Source organism: Streptomyces sp. 63XJN7_1_ISO-PGPR-S23-121, from assembly GCF_056173025.1.
The window spans coordinates 3,974,759-3,988,485 of the sequence record NZ_CM149653.1 but is presented as its reverse complement, the minus strand read 5'-3'; the positions used below and the strand labels follow the sequence as shown (position 1 = coordinate 3,988,485).

The following is a 13,727-nucleotide window of genomic DNA, read 5'->3' as shown; positions in this document are numbered from 1 at the left end:
CTCGTGGCGGCCGGGGGGCTGTTCCGTTCACAGGGCGGCGCGTGCCTTCAATGGCTCCCACCAGGCGCGGTTGTCGCGGTACCAGGCGAACGTCTCCTTCAGACCCTCGGTGAAGTCCTTGCGCGGACGGTAGCCCAGCTCGGTGGAGATCTTGGTGCAGTCGACCGAGTACCGCAGGTCGTGTCCGAGCCGGTCGGGCACGTGCTCCACGCTCTCCCAGCCCGCCCCGGCCAGCTCCAGCAGCAGCGCGGTCAGCTCCTTGTTGCTCAGCTCGGTGCCGCCGCCGATGTTGTACACCTCGCCGGGCCGGCCCGAGGCGCGCACCAGCTCCAGGCCCTGCACGTGATCGTCGATGTGCAGCCAGTCCCGCACGTTCAGCCCCTCCCCGTACAGCGGCACCGGGCGCCCGTCTAGCAGGTTGGTGATGAACAGCGGGATGACCTTCTCCGGGAAGTGGTGATGGCCGTAGTTGTTGGAGCAGCGGGTCACCCGCACGTCCAGGCCGAAGGTGCGGTGGTAGGACAGCGCCATCAGGTCGGAGGAGGCCTTGGACGCGGCGTAGGGGGAGTTCGGCCGCACCGGGTCGCTCTCCGGCCAGGAGCCCTCGGCCAGGGAGCCGTACACCTCGTCGGTGGACACGTGCAGGAACCGCGCACTGCCGCCGGGCCGGCGCAGCGCCGCGTCCAGCAGCGTCTGGGTGCCCAGCACGTTGGTGGTGACGAACTCGGCCGCGCCCAGGATGGAGCGGTCCACGTGGGACTCCGCGGCGAAGTGCACGATCTGGTCGTGCTCGGCCACCAGGCCCGCGACCAGGTCCCGGTCGCAGATGTCGCCCCGCACGAACCGGAACCCGGGATGGCCGCGGACCGGGTCGAGGTTGGCCGGGTTGCCGGCGTAGGTGAGTTTGTCGAGCACGGTGATGCTCACGTCGCCCGGCCCGCCGGCGCCCAGCAGCCGGCGGACGTAGTGCGAACCGATGAATCCCGCGCCGCCGGTGACGAGCATGCGTGTGAGGGTCATGACGAGATCTGTACCTTGCCGTGGTCGCCGAGGATGAGCCGGTGCGCGGCGGGCGCCCGCGGGGCGGGCGTCACCTCCACGTTGCGTCCGATGATCGACGCCTCCACACGCCGGGCGCCGCGCACGGAGGAATTGTCCAGGACGATGGAGAACTCGATCTCGCTGTCGGTGATGTCGCAGTCGTTCGAGATCGACGTGAACGGGCCGACGTAGGAGGAGCAGATCACCGTGCCCGCGCCGACCACCGCCGGGCCGACGATGCGCGAGGCGGTGACCTTGGCGCCCTCCTCGATCCGCACCCGCCCGATGATCTCGCTGGCGTCGTCGACGTCGCCCTCGATGCGCGGCTCCGCGGACTCCAGCACGGACCGGTTGACCTCGAGCATGTCGGTGACGTTCCCGGTGTCCTTCCAGTATCCGGACACGGTCGTGGAGCGCACGTCGTGCCCGTGGTCGATCAGCCACTGCAGGGCGTGCGTGATCTCCAGCTCGCCGCGCCAGGACGGCTTGATGGCGCGCACGGTCCGGTGCACCGCGGACGTGAACAGGTAGGCGCCGACCAGGGCCAGGTCGCTCTTGGACGTGGCCGGCTTCTCCTCCAGGCCGATCACGCTGCTGTCCGGGCCGGGTTCGGCCACGCCGAAGGCCCGCGGGCCGGAGACCCGGGTGAGCAGGCTCTGCGCGTCGGGGCGCTGCGCGCGGAAGTCGTCGACGATGGAGGAGATGCCGCCGACGATGAAGTTGTCCCCGACGACGATCCCGACCTCCGTGACACCGGCCTCCGCGATCGCCTCCAGGCCGTAGAAGAGCACGGGCTTGTTGGCCACGGGCACCAGTTGCTTGGCTGATGTGTGGGTGAGGGGGCGCAGGCGGGTTCCGGCCCCGCCAGAGAGTACGAGAGCCTTCATGCCACCCTAGGAACGCGCGCCAGAGCGGGAGCGGGGGATCGCACGCGCCTTTGGGGGCCTCCGGGGCCGCTCGAGACGCGGCCGTGATGCTCCAGGCATGGCAGACAACCACCGTGCACTCATCCAGGCCTTCGTCGACATGATCAACAACCATGACGTCGGCATCATCGGCGAGCACACCGCGCCGGGCCGCATCGACCACAGTCCGGTCGTCGCCGACGGCCTGGAGGCCAGCGCGGCCTTCTTCCAGGCGGTCTTCGACGCGTTCCCGGACGTGAGGGTCGTCGCCCACGACGTGATCGTCGGCGGGGACCGGATCGGGGGCTGTTTCGAGTACTCCGGCACCCACCGGGGCACCTTCTTCGGCGTCGAGGCGACCGGGCGCCCGCTGACCTTCCAGTCCATCGACATCTGGCGGGTCGAGGACGGCCTGCTGGCCGAGCACTGGGACCAGCTCGACATGGGCGGCGTGTTCCGCCGGCTGGGCGTCGACTTCTACGCGCTCCAGCAGGCGTGAGCCGCCCGCATCCGCCGGCGGCCCGGCCCGCCGGCGGATGCGCCCGCCGGGTTCAGCTCGCCCCGCCCTGCCCGGCGCTGCCGATCGGGCCGACCGTGACGGGGGAGCCGGAGCCGTCGGTGACGGGCAGGGTGGCGGCGCCCGGCCACTCGAGGGAGAACGGCTTCGTCTCGTTTGGCGGGGTCACCACGAGCGCGGTGACGCGGACGCCGGAGCCGCCGCTGTCGTTGACCGGGTAGCCGACGGTGAAGGACACCGACTCGCCGGCCTTGAGGACCACGGGGCCGGCGTCCTGGCCGGTGCGCTCGGCGGACAGGTCACCCGCGTCGGTCCTCAGATCGACGCCCGCGTAGCCGGACAGCAGGCAGTCCCGGCCGCCGCCGTTGTCGAACGTGACCGCGACCGAGCCCTCGGTGTCGCCGTCGATGGTGCTGTCCGACGCGGTGATGTCCAGGTCGTCGGTACGGCACTTGCCCGCCCCGGCGTCCGTCCCGGCCCCGGCGGAGCCCTTGCCGCCGGTGTCCCGCGAGCCGGAGCCCTTGCCGACGGTGTCCTTCCCGCCGTCCTGTTCCGCGCCGGCCGAACCCGCGGTCCCGTCCGGGGAGGCGGCGGACGCGGACGCGGAGCCGCCGCGTGACGTGTCGCCGTCGCCGTCGCCGTTGCAGGCCGCGAGCGACAGACCGGCGGCGACGGCCAGGGCGGCGAAGGTGACCTTGCGAACGCGCATCGTTTCTTCCTCAGTGTCGGTGGCAGGTGCCGGCCGCCCGGCCCCGGCGGGGTGCGAGCGGGTGTCCGTGCCCAACAGGACCGGCCCGGACCGGGGTGCCGTTCCCTGCGGCCGCCTGCCAGGACACCCCTGTTACACACCGCCCGGCCCGCACACGGCGACGGTGTGCCCCGGCGCACCGGGACACACCGTGCCGGGCCCGGGCCCGGGCCCCGGCCCTGCCGCCCGGCCCCGAGCCCGCGGCCGGCACCCGCCGGCGGGCCGGCCGCCCCGCCGGGACGAACCCGTGACCCGGCAGACCTTGACGCCACACCCCCCGGCCGGAGCCCGGACCGCACACGCCGCCGGGGCCGGGGGAGGGACCCCGGCCGGCAGCCCCCGCTCAGCCGGCCGCCGCCCGCTCCGCCTCCTCCAGGATGTCGCGTGCGTGAGGGGCGAAGTCCCCGCCCTCCAGCACGGTCCGGGCGAACACACCGGCGATGTTGGTGAAGTGACGGTCCGGCCGCAGGGCGATCTCCCGCACCGTCCCCTCGCGTTCCACCCTCAGCACGGGCGTGTGCTCGTCGGGGGTGCTGAAGGCACGCTCCAGACGCAGCCGGCCCCGGCTGCCCCACAGGCTGTAGCCGCTGCGGTAGGCGTGCTCCACGCCGTAGGCCACCTGCGCGGCCGCCGTCCCCGCACCGGGGCCGGCCCGGGCCCGGCGGCACCTAACCGGGCAGCGACGCCGGCGTCGCGCCCGCCGCCCGGGCCGCCGGCAGCAGGTCGTCCACCGGGGTCGAGGGAGCCGACAGCGCAAGCGCCAGCAGCGCGGCGCTCACCTCCCCGGCCAGCCGTGCCGCCTCGCCGAGGTCCTGGCCGAGATCGAGGAGACCGTCGCCCCCCCCCCTGGCCGCGGGCCGCGACCCCCGCACGCTCACCCCGATCCTGTGGAGCGCCTGGCACGGCATGGCGACCCTGGCCAACGCAGGCCGCCTCGACGCCGGCCAGGCCCCGGAGCGACTGGCCGTGCTGACCGACGTGCTCACCGGCCCCGCCGCCCAGCCGGCCTGAACCGGACGCGCCACCCACCGGCCCGGGGCAGCCCCCGGCCGGCGGCTCAGACCGAGGTCCTCGCGTGCTCCGGCTCCCCGGCGGGCGGCCGGTGCTGCCCGGCCGGCTCCTTCAGCCGCTTGCCCAGCAGCACGAACAGCAGGATCAGCCCGACCGTGAGCAGGATGTGCCCCAGCCCCGCGACCAGCGACAGCGCCTCCGGCATCTCGTGCCCGAGCACCGTCAGGCAGCCGTGCACGCCCATCATGCCCACGGACACCACGATTCCCGCGTTGTAGAACCAGAAGAAGTTCGTGAACAACTTCGACGAGGACAGCCCGAACTGCTTGTCCAGCCCCAGGACGATCAGGAAACCGAACATGCCCAGCGTCAGCAGGTGCGTGTGCATCACCGACAGCTGTGTGTCCCCGGTGAAGTCCTTGATCTTGGTGAACTCCCGGTAGAACAGCCCCGAGACCACCCCGACGATCATGTAGACGTGCGCTGCGTAGAACGACTTTCGCATCGCGGTGCGCTCCCTGCGGTCGATTACCTTGCCGGCACCGCTCATTCAAGCACCCCCGATCGATCCCAACTGCCCCTGACGCAGGCCGTCTCAAGCGCGCGTCCAGTGAAACTCGAGCGGCCCGGCGTCAGCCGGCGACCGCGTCCGCTGCACCAGCGCCTCCGGCAACTCCTCCCGTCCCCGGATGCGCAGCTTGCGGTAGATCCGCGTCAGCCGCTGCTGAACCGTACTCACCGACAGCAGCAGCCCCGCCTCGATCTGTCGGTTCGTCAGCCCACGCGCCGCCAGCGCCGCCCCCCGCTGCTCAGGGGCCGTCAGCGGGTCCCGCTCCTCCACCGCCGCCGGCGAACCCGGCTACAGCGAGATCTCCGCCATCCGCAGCTCGACCGCGGCCCGCGCACGGCGTCCGAGCAAAAACCGCTCGAGAAACACCCCGGACACCGCCCACCCCGGCACGAGGACCCGCGCCCACCTGCGAGGCCCAGCCGGCCGGGAACCGGCACACCGGCTTGGCAACGCCTGGCAAACCGCGGACGCGGGACGCGCGAACGCAACGCCGGGCGAGGTACGAACCGGGTACGTGGTCCGTACGCGATCCGTACGGAACTAGGGTGTGGGGCAGGAGGTGCTCCATGTCCGAGTTGTTCGACGCGGTCGACGCGCTCGTCGCTTCCCGTTCCGCGCTGCCGCCGGCGGAGGAACGCAAGCGGCTGCGCACCGCGCACGGCCTGACGCTGGACGAGGTCGCCGCCGCGCTGAAGGTCCGCCGGGCCACGGTGTCCGGCTGGGAGTCGGCCAGGAAGCCGACCGAGCCGCGCGGCCCCGAGCGTGAGGCGTACGCGCGGCTGCTGAACCAGCTCGCGGAGCTCTACCCCACACCGAAGGAGCCGCCCGCCCCGGCACCCGCCGCGCCCGCCCCGGGGGACGCACGGACACCGGCCGCGGAGCGGGTATCCGGCGCCCCGGCCACACCGGCACCCCGCAAGAACCGGGCCCCCGCCCAGGCCGCCTCGCCGGCGGCCACCGCCCCGGCCGCCGCGCCGCGTCCGGCACGCAGAGCCACCCCGTCGGCGGCGCGCCGTGCGGACGTGCCGAAGGCCGCCCCGGCGCAGGTCAGCGACCCGCGGTTCCCGAACGGGCCGCTGGCGGTCGTCGACGTGGACGCCGACGGCAGGGCGCTGGCGTACTGCACCGGCGGCCCGGTCCTGGACGTGCCCGCCAAGTCGGTCCCGGCCCTGGTGGAGTGGGCCCTCGAGGAGGCGCGGCTCGGGCAGCCGAAGCTGTCCGGTCCGGGCAAGGACGCCGACCCGCTCCTTGTGCTCACCGAGGCGGCGCTGGAGCGCTACGGCCTGCCCGTCGCCCTGACCGAGGAGGAGCGTCACGCCGGGCGGCTCCCGGAGGGCCACAAGGTCGTCAAGCAGCTGGTCCGTGCGGAGTGGAAGCTGACGAAGCGCGGGTTCGGGCCGTGGGCGCGGATCTACCGCCCGGCCACCGGCCCGGACCGCCGGTGCGTGCAGCTGTGCATCCCGTCGTGGAACGCGCTGGACACCCGGCACTGGGGGAGGGCGGGACAGCTTCCGCCGGCGGACCTCGCGCGCGTGCTGGGCGTGTACGCGTCCCGGGTGATGACACCGCGCGGCTCCACCGCCGTGACCGGCCTCGAGCTGATGACCGCCCTGCACCCCGCGACCCGCGCCTCCGAACCGGACGCCGACGGCCGCCGGCACTCCGAGCACAACCCCGGCAGCCTGGGCAAGGACCCGGTCGACCCGGCGCCGTGCGAGGCCCCCGACGGGCACCCGCTCCTGGCGGACCTGCCGCGCTTCCACGTCCGCGGCCCCGGCGAGAAGCTCTTCGAGGAGGCGTACGACTGGGCGCGGCCGATGACGGACGACGAGTGCACCCTGCGGTACCTGGTCGGCATCGACGTGAACATGGCCTTCGCGGCGGGCGCCAACGGACTGACCGTCGGCCTCGGCGCGCCGACGCACGTCAAGGCCCCGGCGTTCGACCCGAAGCTGCCCGGCTCGTGGCTGGTGGACCTCTCCCGCGCCGACCTGTCGAGGGTGAGGCTCGGCAAGGAATGGGTGGAGCTGGACGCCTCGATGCTGCCCAGCCCGTTCACACCGAAGGGCGAGCGCCCCGAGGGCCCGGCCTGGTACGCCACGCCCACCGTCGCCTACGCGGTGGAGCTCGGCTGCGAGGTGCGCCCGATCGAGGCGTGGGTGCGCTACGAGACCGGCCGCTATCTGGACGGCTGGTACAACCGGCTGCGGGACGCCTACCTCGCCACCATGGCCGACCTCGGCGTCACCGCCGACCTGACGCCGGCCGGCTTCCTCGCCGCGATGGACGGCCACCGGGACCGTGACCCGGAGCTGGCGGCCGTCGTCTCGGCGATCAAGGCGACGGTCAAGGGTGGCCTGGGCAAGCTGCGCGAGCGGCCCCGCGGTGAGGGCTGGCGGCCCGGCCGGCCGTGGCGCGCCCTGTCCCGTCCCACCTGGCGGCCGGACATCCGCGCGGCCGTCATCTCCCGCACCCGCACCAACCTCCACCGCAAGATCGTCAAGCATGCGGCGTACACCGGGCATTACCCGGTCGCGGTGCTCTCCGACTGCGTCGTCTACGCGGCCGACGGGCCCTCACCGCTGGACTTCCTGCCCTACCGCGACGGCAGGCCGCTGCCCGGCGGCTTCAGGCTCGGCGTCAACCCCGGCCTGGTCAAGCACGAGGGCACCCAGACCGTGCTGTGGGGCGAGGAGGTCCGCGAGCGGTTCGACGCACCCGGCCTTAACCTCGCCCGGTACATCAAGGACGGCACCGTCACCGACGCCGACGGCGGAGAGTAGGAGAAGGCGCCCATGAGCCTGTTCGGGGACGGCCTGGACGCCGCCGTGCAGAAGGCGTTCACCCGCCCGGCGCCCAAGGGCGCCGGCGCGCGGATGCGGTACCTGGTCCGGCAGCTGGGCGGTACCAGGGCCGCCGCCCGGCTGCTGCGGATCTCCCAGCGCACCGTCGAGCGCTATGTGAAGGACCAGATCAAAAGACCCCGCCCGGACCTCGCCGCGCGCCTGGAGCGCGAGGTGAAGGCCCGGTGGCAGCCGCAGGTCCGGGCCAGGGCCCGGCGGCGGGCGGCCACCACGAGCGGCATCGTCATTGACACCCGCGCCCGCATGGGCTACACCGCGCCGGTCGGGTCCACGGACCAGGACCGCGTCCGGCACCTGACCGTCGCCCTGCCCCCGCAGTACGCCGCCCGCCTCTTCGACGCCCGGGAGGCCGGCGCCGGCGAACACGAGCTGCGGGAGATCGCGGCCGAGGGGCTCAAGGAGGTGTACTTCCAGGACGGCGGCCGCCGGGCCGGCTCCCTGGAGGAGGTCCGGTTCACGGACATCGAGCACCTGGAGTTCGGCCTGTAGCCCTCCTTCCCTGCCGAGGACCGTGCGGCGACCGGCCTGTTCAGTCCGGAAACGTTCCACCCATGTGATATCCGTCACGCATTCGATGGTTCGGCAGTGCGTTCGGGGCGGCGGGAGCGACCGGTTCCGTGCGGCACGGGGAGCACGTTCCCGCAGCTCACGCATGGTGTCTGAGAGGTAACTCAATGTCGTGGCCCATGCCTGTGCGTGCTGAAGCGATCATGAGCCGTAAAAATTTGGTCGAGAAGGGCATGCGCGTTTGACCCCTCTCATCGGAATCCTGCAGCCGAGGAACCAGAGCGGCGTCCTCCGCAGCGTCATCTCACCTTCCCACGGGCGGAGTTGACGCCGTGTTGGCAGGAGAGGACCAGGTCCCGATGACCGGGAACGATCTGCTCGCGCTGCTGGCGGTCACCACCGCCGTGCGCGTCTTCCTCCCCGACGTCGTCGCGGGAGCGCGCCGGATGCTGCGCGCCGGCGCCCGGGTCGGCATCGCCGAGCTGCTGAGCACCCAGCCAGCACGCACCGCGGCCACCGAGACCCCCGGCGCGGCACCCGTCCGCAACGAGGAGGCATGAGATGGCCATCCCCGAGGACAGCAACGCCCCGCACACCCTCCCCGAGGACGGCAACGCCCCCTTGAGGGAGCTGAACTCCCTGCAGGGCGTCCACTACGAGATGCCGTCCGACCTGGACGCCTTCTACCGCATGTACGCCCGGCCGCAACTGCGCTACGCCGCCACCGTGCTGGGCGACATGAAGGCCGCCCAGCAGGTCGTGCGCCGCCTCCAGAGCCACCTCGCCCTCAACTGGGCCGTCGTCCTGCTCGAGGACGGCGGACCGGAGGCCTACGCCTGGCGCCTGCTGAAGATGCGCGTCGAACTCCACCTGCGCATGAACCTCGGCCCCGCCGCCGACGGACGCAGCACCGCACCCGCCGGAACCGCGCGAACCACCGCCGTCCACGACGCTGTCCGTGCCACGCTGGAACGCATGCGCACGCAACTGGCGGCCATAGAGTCCCCCTGGGCCTCTACACCGCCATCGCCACCCTGCCGGAGCGCCAGTTCGACGTCATCATCCTGCAGTACGTCCTGGGCTACTCCTGCAAACAGGCCGCCAACACCATGGGCATCACCCCGGCCACCGCCCGTACCCACCGCCGCCTGGCCCGTAAGCGCATCGCCGCCAAACTCGGCATAGACCTGGGTGACGACGAGGAGAAGGAGTAACACCGTGCCACGCAGCATCGACGACCACCTCGATCGGACCGCCCTCGCGGACACGGTCACCGACGCCGACCTCGACACCCTGCGCCAGGAGATCGTCCGCGACGTCACCGCCACCCTCATGTTCGGCGCCCGCCCGGCCCCCGACGGCTACTATCCCACCGCTCTCGACGAGGCGCGGTCGGCCCTGGCCGCGCTCTCCAGCGAACTCATCCGCCGCACCGACGCCGCCGGACACCTCGCTCGCATCGCCGACGTCCCCTACGACGCCGACGGCGCCCTGTACTTCGGCTGCCTGCTGAGCCTCGCCCAGGAACCCGACAGCGCCCTGTGGTGGTGGCAGTTCGCCGCCGGCGCCGACAACGCCACCGCCGCCTACTGCCTGCACCACCTGCTGCGCGGTGAACTGCGCGACGCCGACCACTGGGCCCACCAGGCCCTCCACCTCGACGACGCCATCCCCCTCACCCCTGCCGCCGCCTGGCCCGCCCGCCGCCTGCCGCACCCGGCCCTGGCGCTGCGCGAGGCCGTCGAACGCCTCAGGGTCGAGGAGGAACTGGCCGGCGCCCCCTTCCACCACCCCGACCACCGGCTCGCCGACCAACTCGAGGAACTCACCGGCGCCTGCTGAACCCGGAAGACGAACCCGGAAGACGAAATACCCGGCAGACAGAAAGGTCCCGTCCCCCGCATCGGGGGACGGGACCTGATGGAGCGCCGGGCAGGCCTTGCACCTGCATTTCCCCGCAGGAAGCGGGGCGTCCTTCCTTAGACGACCAACGCACAGCGGACGGCCGCCGCAGCGGCCCGCCTTGCAAGATCAATCATACCGGCAACCGCCCCCCGGTGCACACCGCCCCCGACCGCGTGAACGTCCGGCACCCCGGCCTTGCTCCTCGTTCTCGGCGACAGGCCCGACTCGCTACCTTGAGCGCATGTCAGGCAACGTCAAGTCCCGCCTCATCCCGGCCGGCATCGCCAAGTACGCCGTAGCCGGCCTCGCCGCCGCCCTGCTTCTCCTCACCGCGTGCGGCAGCGATGCCGAACCTGCTTCCACCAGCCGTCCGGACGAGGTCACGGAACCGCTGACGGAGGAACCGGCCGCCCCCGAGCCCGCCGTCGAGGAGTCCCAGGACACCTCCGTGCAGGACTACCTGGACGAACACGGCATCACCGACGCGATGGTGAGGCAGCTGGCGGCCGTCGCCGAGGCCAACAACTACGCGGACCCGCCGATGGGCGACGAGAGCGCCAGGCTGTTCGCCACGGTCATCGGGGACCACTGCGAGACGGTCGCCTCCGGTGAGCGGACGTGGAACTACTACAAGGAGGACGACAAGAGCACGGGTGGCACGCAGGCGCAGGTGGATGCGTTCTACGGGTTCACGCAGGACACCTTCTGCCCGTCGATGAAAACCGGGGAGTAGGGGCGTCGCCTGCCGCCGCTCAGCCCTCCGTGCGGGCGGGGCCGTCCGCCTCGTCGTGCGGGGTGTCGTCCCGGCCGCGGCGGCGGGCCAGGAGTGTCGTGCCGGCGACGACGCAGCCGATGGCCAGGATCCTGCCGGCCCCGTGGTAACGGGACCAGTCGCTGCCGGCGGCTCCGCCCAGGACCGGCCACGGCAGCAGCCCGAGCCCGCTCACGACGAGGACCGCCCTCCGTCGCACGCCTGCAGCCTGACCCCTCCCTCCCGCCGCCACCAGGCACCCCCCCCCGCTCACGCTGCGGCCCCGGACGGGCCCCGCGCCGTCCAGGTCCCCCCGTCCGCCGTCACGGCGAACGCGGTGACGCCGGGCAGCGAGGAAAGCCATTCCCGGGCCCCGGCCCCCATGCAGTACGCCGCCGTCGCCAGCATGTCGGCCTCCGCCAGAGAGGGGCAGGTCACGGTCAGCGAGGCCAGGGCCTCAGCGGGCGGCGCCCCGGTGTGCGGGTCGACGAGGTGGCAGCCGCGCTCGGCGGGACCGGAAGTGGCGATGGCCACAGGCCCGCCGGCGGACTCGACGACCGCGGCGCACCTGCCGGGCAGAAGCGGGTGGGAGATCCCCACGCGCCACGGCCCGCCGTGCAGTTGGACGTCACCGCCGCCGTTGAGACACACGTGTTCCGCACCCGCCTCGCGCAGCAGGAGCGCCGCGCGTTCCACCGCCCAGCCCTTGACCAGACCACTGGGGTCGAAGACACCCGAGTGCCGGCAGGAGAACCAGCCGTCGCTGCGCCGGTGGGCGTCCGCACACAGATCGAGGACCTCACGCAGTTCCGGTTCCCACTCCCTGGGCACCGGCTCCCCGCGCCCGACGCGGCTGACGGCGCTGTCGGCTCGGAACGGGGAGAAGACCGCGTCGACGTGGTGCAGCAGGGATTCGGCGGCATCGAGCGCCCGGCGAAGGCGGGCGGTCGGCTCGGCGCGCACCGAACAGGAGAACACGGTGCCCATCGTGTGCACCACACGGTGCAGTCCCGGCCGCTCAGGCATGGGCCTGGTCCAGTGCGCTCTGCAGGGAACCGGTGTAGCCCTCACTGGTGTAGGTGGCGCCGGAGACGGTGTCGACGTGGGCGCTCTGCACGTCCAGGGTCTCCTGCACGAGAACGGGCACCGCGGAGGCGTTGATCTGCAGGCTGCGCTGATCGCCCCCCGGGGACCGGACGGCCCGCGCGGCCGTGATCCGCGACCCGCTGAAGGTGAGCTCCACCTGGACGGGCCCGTAACGGGTCTGCACCGTGGCACCGGTGACCGTACGCGTGCCCGAGGACGGCCCGCCCGCACCCGGGCCGCCGCTCGGCGCGGGCGGCACGGCGGACGGCAGGGCGCCGGACGTCACGTGGTGCGGCTTGAGGGACAGCGCCAGGACCGTGACCGTGACGGTGGCGACGCAGGTCAGGACGGTACGGCGGACGGGATGGGCGCGCATGGCGGGGCTCACAGTTCGAAGGACTCGTGATGGATGCGGGACACGGGCACTCCCGCGTCCCGCAGGGCGTCGTACGCGGCCAGTGACAGGCCGCGCGGACCGCAGAGGTACACGTCGTGCCGGTCGACGTCCCACACCAGCGCCCTGAGCCGGTCCGCGGTGATCCGGGCCCGGGTGCCGTCGGGGCCGTTGAGGACGTACACCAGGCGGGCGCCACGCGCGGCGGCGACGGCTTCCAGCTCACCGCGCAACGCCAGCTCCCGCGCGGTACGCGCCCGGTACAGGAGGGTCAGGTCACCGGGGGCGGCGGGCAGCGTCTCGAACAGGGTGCGAAGCGGTGTGATCCCGGTGCCGCCCGCGATCAGCAGTACCTTCCGGCGCCTGCGCCGCTCGGCGGTCAGGGCACCGTACGGTCCCTCGGCCCACACCCGGGTGCCGCGCGGAAGGGCGGCGACGGCGGCACTGTGATCGCCCAGTGCCTTGACGGTGATGCGCATCAGCCCGCCGCGCGGCACGGCCGACAGCGAGTACGGATGACTGGCTCCCCACATGCCGGGCGTCAGGAAACGCCAGCGCAGGAACTGCCCCGGGAGGACCCCCAGACGCTCCAGTTGGCGCCCGCGCAGCCACACGGAGTACACGCCGGGTGCCTCCGGCACGGTGGCCTCCACGCGTATGCGGTGCCGCCGGTTGAGCCGCAGCGGGGTCAGGACGCGGAACCACAGGACCAGGCAGGCGGCGCACAGGTACAGGGCGTACCAGGCGGCGCGGGCCGGTGCGGCGGCCACGAAGTCGGCACCGGCGGCCAGCTGGTGCGAGAAGGCCAGGAAGACCGCCGCGTAGGTGAACAGATGCAGGTGGTACCACGTCTCGTAGCGCATCCGGCGGCGCACGGCCCGCACCGAGGTGCAGCCGACGGCCAGCAGTATCACGGCCGCCGCCGTGGCCTTGACCATCTCCGGCAGGTCGAACACGATCGTGCCGAGTTCGCGCAGCGGCCCCACGCGGGCCTGCGCCGCGTAGCCCAGCACGATCAGCAGCACATGGGCCACGAGGAGCCCGATCGTCCAGCGTCCGGCCGAGGCGTGCCAGCGGGCGACACGGTCACTGCCCACCCGGTTCTCCAGCCACGGCACCCGCGCCATCAGGACGACCAGCAGCGCGCACATGTATCCGCACAGCAGCCCGGTGATACGGCCCGCGCCGGTCAGCCAGCCGGCCGCGCCGACGACCGCGCCCGTGTCCCGCCACCACAGAGCCAGTACGGCGAGGCCGCCCGCCCACGCGACGGCGAGCAGCGGCACGACGGGCGATCCACGCCACGACGCGCCGGCCGCGCGGTGCCGCGCCGGCGGCGGTCGGTCGGTTACGGTGGCCATGACGGTCTCCTCAGGGGTGCAGGGGCTGCCCACTGTGGGACCGCAACTTCTGAGCCGGCTCTGAGC

The 13,727-nt window shown here is 73.0% G+C and carries 18 protein-coding genes; 7 read left to right on the top strand and 11 right to left on the bottom strand.

Annotated features, from left to right (window positions below; genetic code table 11):
* Positions 1-27: 27 nt before the first annotated feature.
* Positions 28-1,020, bottom strand: a complete 993-nt coding sequence (gene rfbB, locus AC0VYN_RS17705) for a dTDP-glucose 4,6-dehydratase (protein WP_475531696.1) — start codon at positions 1,018-1,020, stop codon at positions 28-30.
* The gene (locus AC0VYN_RS17700; RefSeq protein WP_475531695.1) at positions 1,017-1,928 is read right to left on the bottom strand and encodes a sugar phosphate nucleotidyltransferase; all 912 of its coding nucleotides are present in this window, start codon (positions 1,926-1,928) and stop codon (positions 1,017-1,019) included. Before AC0VYN_RS17700 ends, rfbB begins: the two co-directional genes overlap by 4 nt.
* Before the next feature lie 97 nt (positions 1,929-2,025).
* Here AC0VYN_RS17700 and AC0VYN_RS17695 point away from each other — a divergent pair, with 97 nt between their 5' ends.
* A complete protein-coding gene (locus AC0VYN_RS17695) occupies positions 2,026-2,445 on the top strand; it encodes an ester cyclase (RefSeq protein ID WP_475531694.1) in 420 nt (139 codons plus the stop codon).
* Positions 2,446-2,497: 52 nt separating this feature from the next.
* Here AC0VYN_RS17695 and AC0VYN_RS17690 read toward each other — a convergent pair whose 3' ends face one another.
* The 5 genes from AC0VYN_RS17690 to AC0VYN_RS17670 form a co-directional block, all read right to left on the bottom strand.
* Positions 2,498-3,172, bottom strand: a complete 675-nt coding sequence (locus tag AC0VYN_RS17690) for a DUF4232 domain-containing protein (protein WP_475531693.1) — start codon at positions 3,170-3,172, stop codon at positions 2,498-2,500.
* 382 nt (positions 3,173-3,554) lie between these two features.
* Positions 3,555-3,818 (bottom strand): hypothetical protein, encoded by a 264-nt coding sequence (locus AC0VYN_RS17685; RefSeq protein ID WP_475531692.1) that lies wholly within the window; start codon positions 3,816-3,818, stop codon positions 3,555-3,557.
* 61 nt (positions 3,819-3,879) lie between these two features.
* The gene (locus AC0VYN_RS17680; protein WP_475531691.1) at positions 3,880-4,089 is read right to left on the bottom strand and encodes a hypothetical protein; all 210 of its coding nucleotides are present in this window, start codon (positions 4,087-4,089) and stop codon (positions 3,880-3,882) included.
* Between the two features lie 179 nt (positions 4,090-4,268).
* On the bottom strand, positions 4,269-4,727 hold the full coding sequence (locus AC0VYN_RS17675) for a DUF2871 domain-containing protein (RefSeq protein ID WP_385470636.1): 459 nt from the start codon (positions 4,725-4,727) through the stop codon (positions 4,269-4,271).
* 90 nt (positions 4,728-4,817) lie between these two features.
* Complete coding sequence (locus tag AC0VYN_RS17670; protein ID WP_475531690.1) at positions 4,818-5,063, bottom strand: helix-turn-helix domain-containing protein; 246 nt, start codon at positions 5,061-5,063, stop codon at positions 4,818-4,820.
* Positions 5,064-5,359: 296 nt separating this feature from the next.
* On the opposite strand from AC0VYN_RS17670, the gene tap reads away from it, so the two are divergent.
* The 6 genes from tap (at position 5,360) to AC0VYN_RS17640 (ending at position 10,802) form a co-directional block, all read left to right on the top strand.
* A complete protein-coding gene (tap, locus tag AC0VYN_RS17665) occupies positions 5,360-7,576 on the top strand; it encodes a telomere-associated protein Tap (RefSeq protein ID WP_475531689.1) in 2,217 nt (738 codons plus the stop codon).
* Positions 7,577-7,588: 12 nt separating this feature from the next.
* On the top strand, positions 7,589-8,146 hold the full coding sequence (gene tpg / locus AC0VYN_RS17660; RefSeq protein WP_475531688.1) for a telomere-protecting terminal protein Tpg: 558 nt from the start codon (positions 7,589-7,591) through the stop codon (positions 8,144-8,146).
* 377 nt (positions 8,147-8,523) lie between these two features.
* A complete protein-coding gene (locus AC0VYN_RS17655; RefSeq protein WP_475531687.1) occupies positions 8,524-8,724 on the top strand; it encodes a hypothetical protein in 201 nt (66 codons plus the stop codon).
* A gap of 231 nt (positions 8,725-8,955) precedes the next feature.
* Positions 8,956-9,378 carry an RNA polymerase sigma factor gene (locus tag AC0VYN_RS17650; RefSeq protein ID WP_475536906.1) on the top strand — a complete coding sequence of 141 codons (423 nt, stop codon included), beginning with the start codon at positions 8,956-8,958 and terminating at the stop codon, positions 9,376-9,378.
* Positions 9,379-9,382: 4 nt separating this feature from the next.
* A complete protein-coding gene (locus tag AC0VYN_RS17645; protein ID WP_475531686.1) occupies positions 9,383-10,006 on the top strand; it encodes a hypothetical protein in 624 nt (207 codons plus the stop codon).
* 304 nt (positions 10,007-10,310) lie between these two features.
* The gene (locus AC0VYN_RS17640; RefSeq protein WP_475531685.1) at positions 10,311-10,802 is read left to right on the top strand and encodes a hypothetical protein; all 492 of its coding nucleotides are present in this window, start codon (positions 10,311-10,313) and stop codon (positions 10,800-10,802) included.
* Positions 10,803-10,821: 19 nt separating this feature from the next.
* On the opposite strand, the gene AC0VYN_RS17635 is transcribed toward AC0VYN_RS17640, so the two are convergent.
* The 4 genes from AC0VYN_RS17635 to AC0VYN_RS17620 are packed head-to-tail and all read right to left on the bottom strand — an operon-like array spanning position 10,822 to position 13,661.
* Entirely contained in the window at positions 10,822-11,040 is a 219-nt protein-coding gene (locus tag AC0VYN_RS17635) for a hypothetical protein (protein WP_475531684.1), read from the bottom strand.
* Between the two features lie 50 nt (positions 11,041-11,090).
* Positions 11,091-11,846 carry an FAD:protein FMN transferase gene (locus AC0VYN_RS17630; RefSeq protein ID WP_475531683.1) on the bottom strand — a complete coding sequence of 252 codons (756 nt, stop codon included), beginning with the start codon at positions 11,844-11,846 and terminating at the stop codon, positions 11,091-11,093.
* Positions 11,839-12,282: an FMN-binding protein gene (locus AC0VYN_RS17625; RefSeq protein WP_475531682.1), complete on the bottom strand. Its 444-nt coding sequence runs from the start codon at positions 12,280-12,282 to the stop codon at positions 11,839-11,841. Before AC0VYN_RS17625 ends, AC0VYN_RS17630 begins: the two co-directional genes overlap by 8 nt.
* A gap of 8 nt (positions 12,283-12,290) precedes the next feature.
* Positions 12,291-13,661, bottom strand: coding sequence for a ferredoxin reductase family protein (locus AC0VYN_RS17620; protein ID WP_475531681.1), 1,371 nt, complete (start codon positions 13,659-13,661; stop codon positions 12,291-12,293).
* Between the last annotated feature and the right edge of the window lie 66 nt (positions 13,662-13,727).